Raw genomic sequence first — 15,903 nt, 5'->3', positions numbered from 1 at the left:
TTCACTTGATCATTCGTGATAATTTTGAGATAAACGGCTCCGCTATCCTTAATAGGACGGCGGAGCCGTTTATGCAACTCTCTCCCTCAAGGGATATATTGTAAAACCGTTTACATGATGCTATGATATGGGTGATGTTTTGCGAATGAGGTGATCAAGGAATGGCTCAAAGCGCTTATATTAAATTCGTAACAGGATCCGCAGTCGCCGCACTTACCTTAGATGAAATCAAGGAAAAGTTGCTGCATTACCGGGATCAACTCAGTCTGACAGCCAAACAGCTTGGTTGGGAGTATGACGACGCCGGATTCCCTTATACGATTGAGACGAAACCGGAAGGCGAAGGCAAATGGTTTTATCTGAAAGGCATCAATCCCTTATATCATACGATTGTGGTTGGGGTCGGTTCTGAACAGAACCAGGAGCAAGAGCGCCAGTTCGTGCAATTCGTATTACCCGACAATGCCACACATGGCGACAAAAGCAAGGGCAATGAATTCTGCAAATATCTGGGTAAACTTCTGAAAGCTGAACTTCATCTTTTTAACGGTAGAATCATGTATTTCAATCCTAGAAAATGAATAATTACAAACAGAAACCCCCTAACAGATCACTCTGCTAGGGGGTTCTTATGTATAGCTCTTATTCTTCGCCTTCTTGAGCCACGATTTCATTGTAAATCGTTACTACACGTTCCCACTCTTCTTCATCTTCAATGTTGACTAGGAAAGCATCTTCATCCTCTTCTTCAACACGGAAAATCACGCCATCTGCTTCAGGATCATTACGATCGAGTAAAACAGCATACGCTTGCTCCTGAGATTGGAAGGTATATACCATGACCATTTCATGTTCTACCCCGTTCTCGTCCGTTACGATAAAAACATCTTCCCCTTGCTCGTCGTGATCGTGGTCACAGTCCGGGCCGTGCACATGATCATGCTTCTCATCGCTCACAGGCAGAACCTCATTTCATTAAATAATAAGTTACTTAAATATCCTAACATTTTCATATTACGAGGTCAAACCAGTTATGCATGGCTTCGCTTACTCGGATTGAATTTGCTTTTCCGAAACGACAGAATAATCGCTGCTTCCGCTTTGCTGCATAGCAAATTTAACAACATACGTGCCCGCTTCATCAAATGAAACGCCATATAAGGGAACCTTCAACCAAAAAGACTCTTTGGAATCCGAAATTGATTTCTCAACCGGGGAAATCACATTGCTGCCACTAGGTGAAACAATCGATACGCGAACAGAATTAATGCTCGTTTTCAAATTATCAACCTGAGCGAATACGATAAAGTCCGCTTGTTTCCCGCGTTCAACAACGCCGAAAGGGACAATGGCCGAATCTTTACGAACTTCTGTTGTAAAGAACATATGTACATTCGGTTTAAACAAGTAGGCCGTTTTACTTGAATCCTCCCACTTTAACAACGCTTGTAATGCATCGCTTATTGCGCGTAATGGCAGAACCGTCTTGCCATCCACAATAAGAGGTGGAACTTCAGAATCTGCGAATTCCTTCGTTTGATTGTTTACGACTAATCTAGCGATATTATATCCTTTATATTCCCCCCATATCGATGAGGCTACCACCGCAGCCGTACTTAAAACAAAGAACACAACCATCAACGTAAAAATGCGCTGAACTTTCATCTCATTTTAACCTCCAACCTCGTTAGTCATCTGTCTGTCTGCATCTTTATACTCCGATGGTTATGAAGAGTTGCGATGAATTTATAATTTTGCAATAAAATTCAAAACGCGTTTAATATATGCTTCTGATTCCAATTGAAAGGAGCCTACGTGCCCTGCTTTTTCTGTGATCCATAGTTCAAATTCAGCGGGATGACGGTTATACATCTCTACACTGTTTGTAAAAGGAATAGCCGAATCGTCCTTGCTATGTATGAACAAAATTGGCCTTGGCGCAATACGATCAACGGCAGCTAAGGCATCTACCGCATGTGGGTTTACACCGATTAGTTTAGGTAGAATAAATAGAATCAGCGGTGTAAATGGGTATCGCGGCAGCTTCGACCACACAGGCAGATTCTCCTTTAAATAAGGACTCAATTGACTAAACGCACTGTCTGTGATTACACCTGCAACGGTTTTCTCGTCCGCGGCGGCTAGTATGGACGAGGTACCTCCCATTGAAAAACCGAGTAAAGTGATTTTCGTTGACGGGCTGGCGTGCGTATTCACCCATTCGATTGCTCCGAGGATATCTTCCTTTTCTAGTAAGCCTATCGTTGTTGTATTTCCCTCAGAAAGTCCTGAATTTCGAAAATCAAACATGAGAACATGATGGCCTGCACGCACGAGCGCTTGAGCTAATGACAAGGCGGGCAGCCCCTTCTCAAGTCGTGTTCCTGCATAACCATGTGACATGATGACCGTCATGGTATTAGGAGCAGATGGTGCATAGGGAGACTCCAAATACCAGCCATCTAACAGTTCACCTGTTCGACTAGGAAATTTGACATCCACGCGATGCAATCCATAATTCTCTGGAGCATCATCTACCAGCTTCCGTGTTGGATGTGTTAACTGCCAACCAACGTAAGTTGAAAGTCCAACTAAACCAAGCAGGATGATTACTAAAATAAGGAAAATAAGAGTCCAATTCATTTTGAAATCAACACCTTCTATTCGAATACTTTAACCTAATGGTTTCTCTAATCCACATATATAGGTTGAAACTCAGCAACTTCCCATGTTACATTAGAAAAAGATGGATTTTTGTCGAAAAATGGAGGCGGCTGAATGAGTTTGCAAATTCAAATGTTGGGAACCGGCAGTGCCTTTTCTAAAAAGTACTATAATACTAGTGCATTAATCCGATCAACGAATGGTACTCTTCTCATAGATTGTGGAGCAACTACCCCCAAATCACTTTTCGAACTTGGTTTAGAGCTAGACCAAATAGACGGAATTCTCATTACACATATTCACGCTGATCATATAGGCGGACTTGAAGAAGTAGCCTTCCGTTTATACTATTCGTATAACCGTAAACGAGTGAAGCTTTACATAACAGAGACATTAGCAGATATACTGTGGGAGAATTCCCTCAAAGGCGGTCTTTATAATCCGGATGAAAGCTTCAACCAACTCCAAGATTATTTCGAACTTGTTTTTCTGCAAGAGAACGTCCCCTTTGAAATCTCGCCTGAGCTTACCATTGAAATCATCCCTACGCTTCATATTGCCCAGAAGCTTAATTATTCGATCTTTATCAATCATCGGACATTCTATAGTGCTGATATGCAATTTAATAAGGAATTCCTTATTGATGTCATTCATACAAGAAATTGTCACACCATTTTTCACGATTGTCAATTAAAAGGAAAGGGATTTGTTCACGCAACATTAAACGAACTTCTTACCCTCCCAGAAGACATACAGAAACTCGTCTATCTGATGCATTATGACGATCACATGCCAGAATTCATCGGCCAAACGGGTCACATGACTTTTATTCACCAACATGAGATCATCAACCTCGTCGACTAATCACCATTTTCAACCTAAGCTCTGAGAATATGTGTTCTCAGGGCTTTTTTCGATAAATCCCGCTTTTTTTCTCATTTTTTTTCGAAATATAGCAGGGATTTTATGACAAGTATAGAATTTGTCACAAGAGTCTATGAACGGTGGAAATTTCCAATCGGGAGATGATGCGGTGATTATCAATGGGGTTTATTATGCTTATGTCATTCTATATGGCCTATATTCTATCTATCTGCATACCGTACTGAACATCCCTTTGTTTCTTCTAGCTGTTTTTTTCTATATCTTGTCTGTTCGGTTTCGATCTTCTCATCCTAACATGTCATGGATTCAAATGCTTATCATCGGGTCCATTCATGTGATTGGTCAATCTGAACTCATTTATCCCCTATATTTATTAACGCTGTCACGTCATATTTACAAAGAAGAAAGCCAATCGAAAGCATGGTTTCTCGCTGTAGGTTTTACGACTATTTATTTAACGACGGTAAATTTCATTACGCAAACTGCAACTAGAGAATACATGTTTGGACTTCCTAGTATCATAGACTTCACAGCGGTAACCCTACTAACAAGAACCGTTTATTTACGAAGTGGAAAATTGGATCGTTTACGAAATGAAAGTCAATTGTTAGCGCAAAAAGACTCCTTAACCGGTCTTTATAACTATGAAGAGTGCCACAGGAGACTTGAACAGCAAATTAAACATCATCAGCCACTCGTGCTGTTTCTCATCGATTGCACCGATTTGAAGGCAATGAATACATCTGGAGGCTTTCAAGCGGGCAATTTTGTGCTCAAACAAATGGCTGATCTTCTGCAAATATTATTCAAAGAGGCGCTCTTTATTGCACGATATGGAGGAGATGAATTCGCAGTCGTTATGCCGCTTCAAAAGGATTTTCTAACAACAGCTTCTTATCAACAGAAGTTGGATTCAGAGCTTCCGAAGCTTACGGGCATTCAAAATACATATGGGATTGCCATCTTTCCGCAGGATGCCTTGACGAAAGATGATCTTATTTTGCAAGCTGAGCATAATCTATTTATGAAGAAACGTGAATCTTGGTTAAAGCGTGAAGAACAAATGCAACGGTCAGAAAAACTGCGTGTCGTCGGAGAGCTTGCTTCAGGAATGGCTCATGAGATTCGGAACCCCCTGACAACGGTCAAAGGTTTTTTGCAATTATCAAAAGCAAGCGATTACAATATTGAAAATTGGTACAGTTTAATCATGGATGAGATCGATCGGATGAGTGATTTGACCGGCGAGTTCCTGCAATTTTCTAAGCCGCACCAAACTGTCTTTGAAACCCATTCATTGAATGAATGTGTCCTTAAAGTTATAGCACTCATAGAATCCGAAGCCACCAGTTCTGGACATGAAATACATTTTCATGAAGCGACCTATTCTGTTCTCATGCTTATGGATCAAGATAAAATGTTACAGCTATTACTAAACATGATGAAGAATGCATGCGAAGCTATGGAAGCAAATGGCTCTATCCACATGAAATTAAGCCGCGATCAGAAGAACGCGACTTTAATCATTGCGGATAATGGTCCAGGTATTCCGAGTGATCAGCTAGAGAAAATTTTCCATCCCTTCTTCACCACCAAAGAAACAGGAACTGGACTTGGACTATCCATTTGCTATAAAATCGTACAGGATCATCAAGGCACTTTGGAAGTGGAAAGCGAACTGGGGATTGGCACCCGATTTATTCTTACCTTCCCACTTGCCGTTAGCATGACTTCTGGAAATGATAGTGCAGCTGTAAGTTAAAGTGTTTTCTTCATTCTAACATGCAGGATGCCAGCATCATAAAAAGGCTCTTCCGAAATCACTTTGTAACCCAACTGGCTGTAGAAGCCTTCTGCTTGGCATTGCGCATCAAGAATCGCATATTTGCACCCTAGCTCGAGAGCTTGTTGCTCCATTGCAGAGATGAGTTGTTTCCCAAGATATCGTCCTCTATAGTCTTTTAAGACGGCAACACGCTGTAATTTGGCTGTTGCTTCTTGATATTCATACCATCTAGATGTGGCGATTGGGATTTCTCCATCCTGAATAAGTAAATGATGGCAGGCTTCCGGAGACTCATCCTTCTCATCCATCTCAAGGTGAGCGGGTACTTGTTGCTCATCAACAAATACGTTAAAACGAACAGCAAAACAAGCTTTCAGTTGATCCATTGTCGTTACACGAATAGTTTCCATGTGGCTATCTTCCTCTCTAAGATCGTTTCTTGATCTTATCCCATTCCGGAAAAGTTGTCCACATGTACAGTAGTCATGTCATTTATTTTCGATCCAATAAATAGCTGCAAGCACCTATGGCAAACCCTAATAGGGCACCAACTGCTACCTCTCGAGGTAAATGACCTAATCGTTCTTTCAAGGCTTTGCGTCTTCTGGCATGATACAACCCGGGGTGCTGGCGAGCTATTCGTTCAACCTGCTCATCTAGATCATTTACTTCTACCGCAATCTCACCAGCCGATCTACGGATGCCCATGGCATCATACATGACAACAGCTCCGAACACGGAGCACACCGCAAAATCAATGGCAGAGAAGCCTCTTTTTAGCCCAATATATGTCGCCAATGCCGTAACACCTGATGAATGAGAGCTTGGCATGCCGCCTGTTTGAACTACTTGTGACCAATCCCATTTTTTACTGAACACATACGTTAAAGGTACTTTGATGGCTTGAGCGGCACCAATACCGATTACAGCCGTAGTCAATGCTCGATTCATTTCCGTTCACCTCACTACTAGCATCCATCACAGGTTTAGATTCTATGCGCAAAGTTTGTTATACTAGACACATTGATTCTTTGTAAGGAGTGTTACTGATGAATATCGCTTTTTTCCTATTACCTAAATCCGAAGTCATTACCGCGACTCCACAAGCAACCCTTCGACAAACGTTGGAGCGCATGGAGTATCATCGATATACCGCTGTTCCGATTCTTTCCGATGAGGGGCATTATGTGGGAACTGTTACCGAAGGGGATTTGCTTTGGTTTCTTAAAAATTCAGAGCATATCGGCTTTGAGAATGCCCACCGTCATGTGCTCGAAGAGGTTCCTCTGCGAGTTAAAAATAAACCCGTTCATATTCATGCAGATATGGTGGATCTCATTGATTTGGCGAAAGTACAAAACTTTGTACCTGTCGTAGATGATTCCGATAAATTTATCGGGATTGTTCGACGGAGCGAAATTATTGAATATTGCGCGAAGCAAATGAACTTTAGAACCAAAGCTGTACAGTCCTAATTGATTACTTATTGAAAAAGGAACAAGGCTGAGTTGATCTCAGCCTTGTTCCTTTTTTTATCAAACATGCCATTATTGCAGCTGGCCATTAGAGGTAGCTTTGGAGGATACAAATTCACTTGCCCAGTCGACCATCCCATTCATTAGGGTTAGGATGAGATTAACGGCATCTTTCTCGGTTAACGAGCCATTAGACTGACTGCTCACGTACTGCGACGTCTTTTGCTCGAGTTTAACAACTAAATCTTTTATTTTCAAAAGTTCATTCGCTAAATCCGTTACTTGTTGATTCTTCGGATCGCCTTGGCCTGATTGCATATTCTGACCTTGGCTTTTATCTTTTCCTTGATCTTTACTTTGGTCCTGGCTCTGATCTTGGCTTTGATTTTGAGAGGCATTCTTCGCTGACTCATCTTGCGCGGCATCGCCGCTTCCTGAGGAACTCTGTTGCGCTTGGTTGTCTTGTGAGCCTTGTGAGCCCTGTGAACCTTGAGAGCCTTGCGCACTTGAGATTAACATCTTTTTGACTTGCTCTAATTCAATCAAAACCATATCATTTTGTTTTGTCAATTCATCCATTTGAAGCTTGAGATCCTGTGTTTTGATCATGTTGTCGAAACCCTTCCTTCCCTTATTTCACAGCACCGCAAGCAATCCGCTTACCTGAGTTGCCGGATGGATCCGTTTTCAGATCATCAGCCTTCTCGTGAACAACCAAACTAGACCCTTCCGGTCTAAAAAGCGAATTCGGCTTGTCCTTATCTAATACGACCGCCTTCGTAACAGCGCTGAACTTCCCATTTCCTTGTGCATCCACAATGAGATTCGGAAGATCTCCCGCATGCGCCCCTTTGGGATTCAAGAAGCCATGTTCTTTTTTATGAGGATTCAAATGCGCTCCAGCCGAATCAAACGTCGGCGCTTCACAACTCCCCTTCTCATGAATGTGGAAGCCATGTACACCAGGAGATAGTCCGCTGACTTGTACATCCAGCTGTACACCCTCCTTCACGGCCGTTAATTGCGCTGTTCCTACCGATTGGTTGTTGGCTCCAATAAGCGTAATACTGATCGTTTCTGGAGGCGAAGTGGCCTCTGCTACTAAGGTGCTTCTAGCTGCTTGACAACCTGTCAACATCAGAAGACCCAAGCTAGCCGTCACCATTAATTGAACTGATTTCATCGTGTACAATCCTCCTGTAAAACCACACATTGGTATATTCTACCCTTAGGATGCACAACTGGCTTTCACGGTAACCATATTTTAACGAACAAATTTTCAAAATCTTCCGTAAGCACAACAAAAAACCTGCCATCTTTCGATCGCAGGCCTTTCTTCTTTGTTACTCTTGGATATGATTATAATATGGTCATGAGCTTGGCGATGATTTGAAGATTTTCTAATTTCCTTTTATAAAAGTGGAACTCAACCTTCGTATGTTCAACCGCATCTTCCATTTGTAGTACCTGCTTCTGTAAGTCTTTCGTGTACGGCCATAATTCTGCTTGTCGTTGAAGTTCATTCTTCCCGGTTACAAGACCTTCACCAATCACTTCATACTCTTTGGATAGAAGCATATGCTTCGCCCAATTCAATTCAGATACAGCATCGACATAAATGGCTTCTGCTTGTTTTAATAATTCAGGTACAAGTTGTAGCTCTAAAATTACATCCGACCGATTCATTCGGATTCCTCCTAAAGAGTTTTCATAGAAACTCAGCATAGTAAATCATGAAATTTGCTTCTTAGCCTCATTTATATTCATAGAAAAACAAAACATGCACAATCGCTGAAAGCCGCGAGAATAGCGGATTTTGTTTGCTTTTCCGACTTATTCCGCAGCTATTTCGCCACAAAAAATGACAAACCAATTAAGATTGCATTAAATCTGTTCAAGAGGCTTCCAACCTACTTGTATAACCTAGTAAAGCTGTTACAATGTTACTATACGTATCAGAGGAGGTGACAAAAATGAGCCAAGAGGAAGAAGTAGTACAACAAAATGAAGAAGAAATCTCTGCTGAATCCACTGAAGAAGTGGTGAGTCAAGAGGCTGAAGAAGAGATCGCTGAAGCGATTGAAGAAGCAGCAGCTGCAGAGGAAGAAAGCGAACAATCCGACGAAGAATAATGAAAACGCTATCTTAATAGTTTAAAATATCCCCCTCAACTTAACCGTTGGGGGTTTATTGATTTTATAATAAATTTTTTTGAAACTCGCGTATAAATATTCTGAACATTCAAATAATACTGGTGTACCAAAAAAAAGGAGATGATTTTGAATGGCTAGATCTAACACTTTAGTCGTACAACAAGCAAAGGCAGCACTTGACCAAATGAAGTTTGAAGTCGCTCAGGAAATTGGTGTCCCTCTCTCCCCTTCTGGTTACAACGGTAATTTAGCAACACGTGATGCTGGCTCAATCGGTGGCAACATCACAAAAAGATTAGTGCAAATGGCTGAACAATCTCTCGGCGGCTACAAACGCTAATCCTTTGATGTAGGAGCAAGCTCAAAAAAGACTGAATCACTCGATCCTCCTTAGAGTGACCTTCAGTCTTTTTTCTATTTCCTTCGAATTCCTCCGATTTTCCTTCAATTTCCTCACCAGTTTCCTCAACCATCTATAATTGATCTTCTAGTTTTAGTATGATTACCTTGCCCCTCTACCCGAAAAAGGAGTGTTGAAACGATGACCACGCAATATGAAATCTTCCGTGATCCCTTCCGCATGTTAATTTTATTAGCCACCTTAGTAAGTGAAAAGCTGAACGAACCTGCCCTCCAATTTGACAACGTACCTTTTTTCGAAAATGAGACCTTCCTTATTCAGCACGACAAGTTTGTGTACAAAAAAGACCTTACTGAAATCACCTGGTTTCAATTTTTAGGAAGAGACATCGCTTGTAGCAAAGACTTGTCCCGCGAAGATTATAATAAAATGTTTGTTGCTTGCCTCGCGTCCTTATATCACATTACATAAAAAGGAAGGAGCAGATCAATTAAGATCGGCTCCTTCGATTCATTTATTACTTCTTTTTTACTTCTTCAACAAAAACATCACTTGCATCACGTGTGCTTCCAAGCTCAAGAATCGTATATTTTTTCTCGCCGATCATGATCACATCTTCCACTTCTGGTAGTGGATCACCCAAATACACAGTACCTAAATACACATTACTACTCTTCAAACGCAAATTCCAACGATGTTGTTGTTTCGTCATATCCTTTTTCCTCCCAAACTCTAATGATCTCAAGTTACCATAAATTCGAGCAAGATGAAAGCAATACTAGGAAACATCGCATGGATATGGTACATTTGATTCACAATCATTACCAGAGAGGCTGGCAACTAGATATGACATCACCTGGTGTTACAGAAGATGAGCTTTCACTTTTGCTTGCGAAACCTTCGCATACAGAGATAGAAACAGACTCGCCTACTACCTTTCTCCCACGTTCCAAAAAGAAGCGAAAGCCTTACTCCGCGCTAGTTACATTGCTCTTTTACAGGAAAAAGTAAGCGCTCCACAATTGACAATCTCTTGAATACTTGGTATATTACTAACTGTATCCATTAACGACTTGTTAGCTCAGCTGGGAGAGCACTATCTTGACAGGGTAGGGGTCAGTGGTTCGAGCCCACTACAGGTCATACGTTAAACCCCTTGTTATTCAAGGGGTTTTTGCTTGTCCATTTTTATATGTAGGTATCTAAAATGCCTTTTGGAGCGAATGCTTATTACTTATTGGGCAACCTTTTGGCTATAAAACATCTTGCTAAAGGTGTCTGCTGTATCCCTCTGCATATTTGGTAATACGTGTGCGTAGCGGTCCATCATATTCACGTTCGCCCAACCAAGACGTCCAGCTACAATTTTTGGATTGATGTTCTCCTTTAATAACATGGTTGCGTGACTATGGCGTAGATCATGGAAGCGGATCTGACTTACTTCAGCTTTGGCGGTAAGCCGGTAAAATGTACGCATTAGATTTCTAGGCGTTACTGGCGTACCAAGCGTTGTACAAATGACCAGATCATTGTCCGTATACATCGATGAATCTGTTTGACGCTTTTCAAGTCTTGTGTGGTTCACTAAAATCTCCAATGCCTTGACGGTGTTTAAGCATAATCCTAGCCCCTACAATCTCAGCAAACAGGATCCACGCCATTCCTGTAAGACACTTCAACTGGATCCGTCTTTCTAGCTGATCCACCTCCACTAATTTCATCATCGTTGCTAAATGGATTGAATGTCAGAAGCGTTATGGGTCGCTGTGCTTGCAGGGATTCACTAACGGTTATTGATAGTCTTCAATGGTTTGGGAGTCTAAGTCTATTGTAATACAAGACTTACAAAATGTGCTAACAACACAGCGTTATAGCCCCTTCGCTTTCTGCTAATTTTCATATGATATTAGTAGTTTAGTCCCTGGAAATTATTTGAAAATTTGGGACTAATCAATAGAATATAGAGGTGGAGATTCCATGGGAGACGACGATTACAAGAAGAAGTACAAGGAATACAAGGAGAAATATGAAATCCTTGTAAACAACCAGAAACAAAAACAACAGCAAGGACAAGCCCAAGGGCAATTACAAGGACAGACCGACACTGACACTGACACGGTATCCAATGTGGGGAACCCTGTCGTTAATGTGAATGTGTCCGCTGGTGCGGGAAGTACCACTGCACTAACAGGTAACGCGTTTGCAGCGTTTACGTTGACACCTTCTAATACAGCAGGTGCAGTCTCAATTCCCATCGCCGTTACTCCAGCAGAAACGACACTGGCAACAATTCAATTAACTCCCAATGCGAACACTGCTGTCTGGTTAAATGCAACGGTTGGCGTTAATTCGCAACCAAGTAGTCGTATACTCATCTATAAATTTTACAGAAATGCTGTCGTGGCTGGAACAGAGATCTTCTCTGCTAGCTACGAAATTGAAGGTGGCTCCTTTGAAAATGATGTTTTCAACCACTTTTCACATGTTGACCATCCGCTAGTTCTGGGAACTGTATCGTATATCTTAACCGTGCAGACTTCTTTAATTGGACCGACTGTTGTTGGACCTATCACTTTTACAGCAGCAGAAGTCTAAAGTATCTGGAAATGAGAAAGCAAATTGGGCGTTCGAATCACTTTCGAGCGTCTTTTTATTTTTCCATTGGTTTCCTTGGAAGTTTAATTTTTGTTGCACATTTTTCCGAGGCACTTGCTGTGGCTGAAAGGGGGTATGGCAGGGGTGGTGGTTGGGGTCTAAAGAAGAAGCCCAATGGGGCCCGAACCTTGTAAAGCACGGTCTACCACAGCCTGCATGATGTCAGGAAGAACTTCCCCAACTAGTGCCAAATTTCTTTATTGGACGTACCGTTGGAACTGTGGTTCTGTACGCCACCTACGCATCTGTTTGGGTGATATGCCAACCTCGGAAGCAATTTCCTCGTAGGTCATTCCTGAACGTCCAGGAACGCACAAGAATTCAGCAGCCTGAAGCTGTTCTGCCGTGAGCTCACCTTACTTTAGAAGTTTGGTCATAGCAGACTCCTCCTTCTTCTACTATCCTCACCATAGACTTCGCGACGTATCAGATGTGGGATCAGTGCATAGCAGCGTTCTTCCGTTACGTCACCCAAAGTAAAATTTACCTTTGACCGTTCAGCTATTGCCGGGGTAAGCCTACGGTTGCCCCTTTCAATTTCTGACACGTAACTGCCTGGAATCCCAAGGTGAACACCGTAAACATCTCGGGACATTTCATGGAAATGCCTAGTACGTGTGTGTAATAGTTTCACAAGTTTGCAAACTAGGTGTCACAACTTATTTTTGACGCGTTATTATTCCCCATCGAATTCAAAAAGGGGCGATTTATAATGCAATTTCCTAACATCCTAGAAGTGAAAGACATCCAGTGGATACATTCTAAAGAAGGCGGGGTTCGCTAAGAGAACACGCAAAAAGAACCCCTCACAGGGTTCTTTTTCAATCAACATTACACCTTAAATCGTTCAACAACTTCTTGCAAGCTTGTCATCTGATCATGAAGCTCGATGGATTCTTTATGTACACGATCGAACATTTGTCCCAGCGTCTCTACGTTGGCCAAAACTTCCTCGGAACTAGCTGCCGTTTCTTCGGAACTCGCGGAGGAAAGCTCGATAAAGCCTACAATTTTGTTTTTATGGTTATCGACATGCGCCATATCTCCAGTAATCTTTTCGATAGATTCATGGATTTGCTGCAACGAGGTATGAATGAAATCAAATGTATCCGATGTCTGTCCTGCGTTCTCTTCTTGCGAGCCAACGATATGAAGAGACTGCTCCATCGCTGCTGATGTTTGCTGTGCAGAATGCAAAACGTTCTCAATCAAGGTCTGAATATGTTCCGATGCCTCGCCTGCTTGAACAGAAAGAGTCCTCACCTCAGCAGCCACTACGGCGAATCCGCGGCCATGTTCTCCAGCCCTCGCTGCCTCAATCGAAGCGTTAAGCGCTAGTAAATTCGTTTGTCTCGAGATGATGTGAATTGTGGTGACCATTTCTTTGATAGCGTCAATATCATGCATAAGTTGGCTTACGCTGGACTCTACATCTTTGGTCACGGTGACGTTATTGCGGATCAACTCGATCATCGCTCGCATCGTTTCAGCGCCTTGCGCTTCCTTCTCGCGAATAATCGCACTATGATTATGTAGAAGTTGAACGTGTTCCTTCGTATCGTCTATCAATTCCGCTAGTTCATGTACGCCCCTCAACCCATCCTCTACGACTTCTGCCTGACTCGAAGCGGCTGTTGCCAATTCGTGGATCGTTGTATTAATTTCATATGAAATCGTATTTGTTTGTTTCATAGAATCTTTGATATGATCGGCATTGCCTTTACTCCAACTTGCAGATTGTTTAACATCCTTGACGATCACATGAATTTTCTCGATAAATTGATTTGTCGCAGTCGACAGTCTGCCGATTTCATCCATCGATGAATCAGGAAGCCTTCTCGTTAAATCTCCATCCCCTTGAGCGATCGCAACCATGGCTGATTGCAGTCTCTCCAGCCTTTTGAACTGGCGACTAACAATGTAAAACAATACCGCCCATGCAATCAGTAAGCCTGCCACTGTGGCAATACATATCGTATAAAAGAAGTTTGTTAAGACTTGCTCCGACAGTGCCAGTACAAGCACTTGACCCGTCGACAACGCTCTAAAGTAATACTTGGCTTTCGTACCATTGTGCGACATCGTCAAGTACGCTTTGTGGTCCCCTGTGAGACTCACGTTAAGAGAGTCCAGCAGCTTCGCGTCTAACTGCGTAATAGCATCATCGGATGAGGCAACGAGTTTACCCGTGGAATCAACGACTCCCGCGAATAGCACATCTCCGCCAAGCTCCGATTTTAATTGTGTCAGCACCGGCTTCGCTCCTATTTTACCATCGAGTTCAGTTAACGTGGCTCCGTCTCTTCCCGTTTGTACAATCCGTGGAGATGACCAACCGGTCACACCGACGTACTTATACACCTTAGGATCAACACTTCGCTGTTGGGCCGGTTGTGTTACTATTTTTTGCTTACCGGAAATTAAATCCATAAACTCAAAGGCTTGATTTTTAGGATCAGCACCAAAGTTGAAATCAATCTTTTCGCCTGCATTCGTCAGGACCAACTGTCCTTGTGCATTGGTAATCCAAAACTCATCAATACCGGAACGCTCAGCTATTTCGACAGCTTGCTTATAGTTCATCGGAATCTTTTCGTACATATACGACAGAAGGGCTGCTTGTCCAACCATCTCCTTCTCCATTACACTTTCTGTTGTCTTTCTCGCAATTATAGCGTTTTCGATGCCAATTCTAGCTGTTTCTAGTGTCGTAAAACCTTTTTCATGAAGACTTTCAGCCGTCTGCTGATACGTAATTGTCGCTGTCCCTACGGACACGCCAAACAACACGACCATTAAGGGCCAAATAATTTTGTGCTTGATCGATTTGAATGCCATCTTGCTCTCCCTTTTCTGTAGATTCATTGATCCTAAATGTTCCACTTCGCTGTCTTCCAACAAATTCCTGCAAAAAAACGTTATCGTTCGACACTTTGTTAGAAGTTGTCAGTCAATCACACTAAAAAAGCTTTCCAGAAGTAGAATGATCTACTCCCAGAAAGCCAATAACTCGACACTTTCACAAATTCAGCATGCTTTGTATCGCTCGTTTCGTTTCAATAATTGCCTCTCTCAAAGGCTCTGTCTCACCCTGGAACGGATGAACACTACCAAAGGTATGGTTCCCCTCTGGAATTCTCACCCATTGAATAGCTGAATTGGCAGCAACCAATTTCTCAGAGCCTCTAATGCCCCGTTCCCCATCCGCTGTCCCTTGTATAAGTGTTATCGGAAAAGTAGCCTCACTCACTCGACTGACAATATCAAATCTCTCTTGATTTCGTTCCATATCTTCAAGAATCTCTAGATCAAGCGGCATCATCTGCTTCGTTCGTCCATTTAAGATGTAGGAGCGGCCTGTGGACCTCATCTCCGCCTTATTCTCAGGTGTTAGCAAATCCACATGGGCGATGCCATTCCAGCTGATAACGCCGGCTATCTCCTCAGGATGATCTAACGCGTAGATCAAGCTCACACCAGCCCCTCTGCTATGCCCTAGCAATAGGATGGGTTTCGTACTAGCACTTTGATTGTGAACATCAGCAATGATAGCCTGTAAGTCCTCAAGATCCCTTGAATAGGTAGCACGAGCGAACTTTTCAAGCTCCGTAAAATCCATTAAGTTTTCGCCAACCCCGTTATTGGAGAAATTCAATGCAACGACATCCACGACTTCTGCTAATTCTTTAGCCACATGAGGAAACATCCCCCAGTTCTTGAAGCCTTTATAACCGTGACACAGAAGTAATGTACCTTTACTTGGTTGGGTTTTGGCTTTGTAGATATCGCCTCGCACAACACGTTGGTCAGAAATATGTAATTCAAAAGGTATGCCCTTAGATTCTTCCATCTTAGATCCCTTCCTTTCGTTCCAAATCGATCTTTCATTCGTATACTTTTGTTATTTTATCACAATCTAACTGG

20 protein-coding genes, 1 tRNA gene and 1 pseudogene are annotated in these 15,903 nt (G+C 42.4%); 9 read left to right on the top strand and 13 right to left on the bottom strand.

The features are described from left to right. Nucleotides 1-161: 161 nt before the first annotated feature. Nucleotides 162-581: a DUF1885 family protein gene (locus AC58QO_RS04070; protein WP_497264004.1), complete on the top strand. Its 420-nt coding sequence runs from the start codon at nt 162-164 to the stop codon at nt 579-581. Between the two features lie 61 nt (nt 582-642). Here AC58QO_RS04070 and AC58QO_RS04065 read toward each other — a convergent pair whose 3' ends face one another. The 3 genes from AC58QO_RS04065 to AC58QO_RS04055 form a co-directional block, all read right to left on the bottom strand. Next, the gene (locus tag AC58QO_RS04065; protein ID WP_056612546.1) at nt 643-957 is read right to left on the bottom strand and encodes a DUF1292 domain-containing protein; all 315 of its coding nucleotides are present in this window, start codon (nt 955-957) and stop codon (nt 643-645) included. A gap of 90 nt (nt 958-1,047) precedes the next feature. Beyond that, the gene (locus tag AC58QO_RS04060; protein ID WP_497264003.1) at nt 1,048-1,665 is read right to left on the bottom strand and encodes a stalk domain-containing protein; all 618 of its coding nucleotides are present in this window, start codon (nt 1,663-1,665) and stop codon (nt 1,048-1,050) included. An 81-nt stretch (nt 1,666-1,746) separates the two neighbouring features. Beyond that, complete coding sequence (locus AC58QO_RS04055; protein ID WP_497264002.1) at nt 1,747-2,643, bottom strand: alpha/beta hydrolase; 897 nt, start codon at nt 2,641-2,643, stop codon at nt 1,747-1,749. A gap of 135 nt (nt 2,644-2,778) precedes the next feature. Between AC58QO_RS04055 and AC58QO_RS04050 the strand changes: the two genes are divergently transcribed. Beyond that, complete coding sequence (locus AC58QO_RS04050) at nt 2,779-3,528, top strand: MBL fold metallo-hydrolase (RefSeq protein ID WP_497264001.1); 750 nt, start codon at nt 2,779-2,781, stop codon at nt 3,526-3,528. Between the two features lie 169 nt (nt 3,529-3,697). Then, a complete protein-coding gene (locus AC58QO_RS04045; RefSeq protein WP_497264000.1) occupies nt 3,698-5,311 on the top strand; it encodes a sensor histidine kinase in 1,614 nt (537 codons plus the stop codon). Here the strand turns inward: AC58QO_RS04045 and AC58QO_RS04040 are convergent. Beyond that, the gene (locus AC58QO_RS04040) at nt 5,308-5,745 is read right to left on the bottom strand and encodes a GNAT family N-acetyltransferase (RefSeq protein WP_497263999.1); all 438 of its coding nucleotides are present in this window, start codon (nt 5,743-5,745) and stop codon (nt 5,308-5,310) included. The two genes, AC58QO_RS04045 and AC58QO_RS04040, sit on opposite strands and share 4 nt — an antisense overlap. A gap of 82 nt (nt 5,746-5,827) precedes the next feature. Further along, nucleotides 5,828-6,286, bottom strand: coding sequence for a divergent PAP2 family protein (locus AC58QO_RS04035; protein ID WP_497263998.1), 459 nt, complete (start codon nt 6,284-6,286; stop codon nt 5,828-5,830). Between the two features lie 98 nt (nt 6,287-6,384). Here AC58QO_RS04035 and AC58QO_RS04030 point away from each other — a divergent pair, with 98 nt between their 5' ends. Then, the gene (locus tag AC58QO_RS04030) at nt 6,385-6,810 is read left to right on the top strand and encodes a CBS domain-containing protein (RefSeq protein ID WP_497263997.1); all 426 of its coding nucleotides are present in this window, start codon (nt 6,385-6,387) and stop codon (nt 6,808-6,810) included. A 72-nt stretch (nt 6,811-6,882) separates the two neighbouring features. Here the strand turns inward: AC58QO_RS04030 and AC58QO_RS04025 are convergent, their stop codons facing one another. From AC58QO_RS04025 to AC58QO_RS04015, 3 genes are all read right to left on the bottom strand, one after another. Continuing rightward, nucleotides 6,883-7,419: a hypothetical protein gene (locus AC58QO_RS04025; protein WP_497263996.1), complete on the bottom strand. Its 537-nt coding sequence runs from the start codon at nt 7,417-7,419 to the stop codon at nt 6,883-6,885. Between the two features lie 22 nt (nt 7,420-7,441). Next, nucleotides 7,442-7,993 (bottom strand): superoxide dismutase family protein, encoded by a 552-nt coding sequence (locus AC58QO_RS04020; protein ID WP_497263995.1) that lies wholly within the window; start codon nt 7,991-7,993, stop codon nt 7,442-7,444. A gap of 176 nt (nt 7,994-8,169) precedes the next feature. After that, on the bottom strand, nt 8,170-8,496 hold the full coding sequence (locus AC58QO_RS04015) for a hypothetical protein (RefSeq protein WP_497263994.1): 327 nt from the start codon (nt 8,494-8,496) through the stop codon (nt 8,170-8,172). Between the two features lie 287 nt (nt 8,497-8,783). On the opposite strand from AC58QO_RS04015, the gene AC58QO_RS04010 reads away from it, so the two are divergent. From AC58QO_RS04010 to AC58QO_RS04000, 3 genes are all read left to right on the top strand, one after another. Then, nucleotides 8,784-8,942 carry a hypothetical protein gene (locus AC58QO_RS04010; RefSeq protein ID WP_497263993.1) on the top strand — a complete coding sequence of 53 codons (159 nt, stop codon included), beginning with the start codon at nt 8,784-8,786 and terminating at the stop codon, nt 8,940-8,942. A gap of 151 nt (nt 8,943-9,093) precedes the next feature. Beyond that, nucleotides 9,094-9,303 (top strand): alpha/beta-type small acid-soluble spore protein, encoded by a 210-nt coding sequence (locus AC58QO_RS04005; protein WP_497263992.1) that lies wholly within the window; start codon nt 9,094-9,096, stop codon nt 9,301-9,303. Between the two features lie 201 nt (nt 9,304-9,504). Further along, nucleotides 9,505-9,795, top strand: coding sequence for a hypothetical protein (locus AC58QO_RS04000; protein ID WP_497263991.1), 291 nt, complete (start codon nt 9,505-9,507; stop codon nt 9,793-9,795). A gap of 46 nt (nt 9,796-9,841) precedes the next feature. Here the strand turns inward: AC58QO_RS04000 and AC58QO_RS03995 are convergent, their stop codons facing one another. Then, on the bottom strand, nt 9,842-10,036 hold the full coding sequence (locus tag AC58QO_RS03995; protein ID WP_028558119.1) for a hypothetical protein: 195 nt from the start codon (nt 10,034-10,036) through the stop codon (nt 9,842-9,844). Between the two features lie 358 nt (nt 10,037-10,394). On the opposite strand from AC58QO_RS03995, the gene AC58QO_RS03990 reads away from it, so the two are divergent. After that, nucleotides 10,395-10,467, top strand: a tRNA-Val gene (locus tag AC58QO_RS03990). A 91-nt stretch (nt 10,468-10,558) separates the two neighbouring features. Here the strand turns inward: AC58QO_RS03990 and AC58QO_RS03985 are convergent. Beyond that, nucleotides 10,559-10,909: a tyrosine-type recombinase/integrase gene (locus tag AC58QO_RS03985; RefSeq protein ID WP_497263990.1), complete on the bottom strand. Its 351-nt coding sequence runs from the start codon at nt 10,907-10,909 to the stop codon at nt 10,559-10,561. A 392-nt stretch (nt 10,910-11,301) separates the two neighbouring features. Between AC58QO_RS03985 and AC58QO_RS03980 the strand changes: the two genes are divergently transcribed. Further along, complete coding sequence (locus AC58QO_RS03980; RefSeq protein WP_497263989.1) at nt 11,302-11,919, top strand: hypothetical protein; 618 nt, start codon at nt 11,302-11,304, stop codon at nt 11,917-11,919. A gap of 257 nt (nt 11,920-12,176) precedes the next feature. Here the strand turns inward: AC58QO_RS03980 and AC58QO_RS03975 are convergent. From AC58QO_RS03975 to AC58QO_RS03965, 3 genes and pseudogenes are all read right to left on the bottom strand, one after another. Further along, nucleotides 12,177-12,320 (bottom strand): annotated as a pseudogene (locus AC58QO_RS03975) (hypothetical protein); the annotation flags it as partial. Between the two features lie 490 nt (nt 12,321-12,810). Then, nucleotides 12,811-14,817, bottom strand: coding sequence for a methyl-accepting chemotaxis protein (locus AC58QO_RS03970; protein WP_497263988.1), 2,007 nt, complete (start codon nt 14,815-14,817; stop codon nt 12,811-12,813). Nucleotides 14,818-14,998: 181 nt separating this feature from the next. Continuing rightward, complete coding sequence (locus tag AC58QO_RS03965) at nt 14,999-15,829, bottom strand: alpha/beta hydrolase family protein (RefSeq protein WP_497263987.1); 831 nt, start codon at nt 15,827-15,829, stop codon at nt 14,999-15,001. Nucleotides 15,830-15,903 lie beyond the last annotated feature (74 nt).

Source organism: Paenibacillus sp. J31R30 (assembly GCF_059692115.1).
This window is presented reverse-complemented; position numbering and strand designations above follow the sequence as displayed.

Coding starts and splice junctions, on each gene's coding strand:
- AC58QO_RS04035 (WP_497263998.1), bottom strand. CDS start 6,286: ATGAATCGAGCATTGACTACGGCTGTAATCGGTATTGGTGCCGCTCAA.
- AC58QO_RS04015 (WP_497263994.1), bottom strand. CDS start 8,496: ATGAATCGGTCGGATGTAATTTTAGAGCTACAACTTGTACCTGAATTA.
- AC58QO_RS04020 (WP_497263995.1), bottom strand. CDS start 7,993: ATGAAATCAGTTCAATTAATGGTGACGGCTAGCTTGGGTCTTCTGATG.
- AC58QO_RS04070 (WP_497264004.1), top strand. CDS start 162: ATGGCTCAAAGCGCTTATATTAAATTCGTAACAGGATCCGCAGTCGCC.
- AC58QO_RS04055 (WP_497264002.1), bottom strand. CDS start 2,643: ATGAATTGGACTCTTATTTTCCTTATTTTAGTAATCATCCTGCTTGGT.
- AC58QO_RS04010 (WP_497263993.1), top strand. CDS start 8,784: ATGAGCCAAGAGGAAGAAGTAGTACAACAAAATGAAGAAGAAATCTCT.
- AC58QO_RS04000 (WP_497263991.1), top strand. CDS start 9,505: ATGACCACGCAATATGAAATCTTCCGTGATCCCTTCCGCATGTTAATT.
- AC58QO_RS04025 (WP_497263996.1), bottom strand. CDS start 7,419: ATGATCAAAACACAGGATCTCAAGCTTCAAATGGATGAATTGACAAAA.
- AC58QO_RS03965 (WP_497263987.1), bottom strand. CDS start 15,829: ATGGAAGAATCTAAGGGCATACCTTTTGAATTACATATTTCTGACCAA.
- AC58QO_RS04005 (WP_497263992.1), top strand. CDS start 9,094: ATGGCTAGATCTAACACTTTAGTCGTACAACAAGCAAAGGCAGCACTT.
- AC58QO_RS04040 (WP_497263999.1), bottom strand. CDS start 5,745: ATGGAAACTATTCGTGTAACGACAATGGATCAACTGAAAGCTTGTTTT.
- AC58QO_RS04030 (WP_497263997.1), top strand. CDS start 6,385: ATGAATATCGCTTTTTTCCTATTACCTAAATCCGAAGTCATTACCGCG.
- AC58QO_RS03970 (WP_497263988.1), bottom strand. CDS start 14,817: ATGGCATTCAAATCGATCAAGCACAAAATTATTTGGCCCTTAATGGTC.
- AC58QO_RS03980 (WP_497263989.1), top strand. CDS start 11,302: ATGGGAGACGACGATTACAAGAAGAAGTACAAGGAATACAAGGAGAAA.
- AC58QO_RS03995 (WP_028558119.1), bottom strand. CDS start 10,036: ATGACGAAACAACAACATCGTTGGAATTTGCGTTTGAAGAGTAGTAAT.
- AC58QO_RS04060 (WP_497264003.1), bottom strand. CDS start 1,665: ATGAAAGTTCAGCGCATTTTTACGTTGATGGTTGTGTTCTTTGTTTTA.
- AC58QO_RS04050 (WP_497264001.1), top strand. CDS start 2,779: ATGAGTTTGCAAATTCAAATGTTGGGAACCGGCAGTGCCTTTTCTAAA.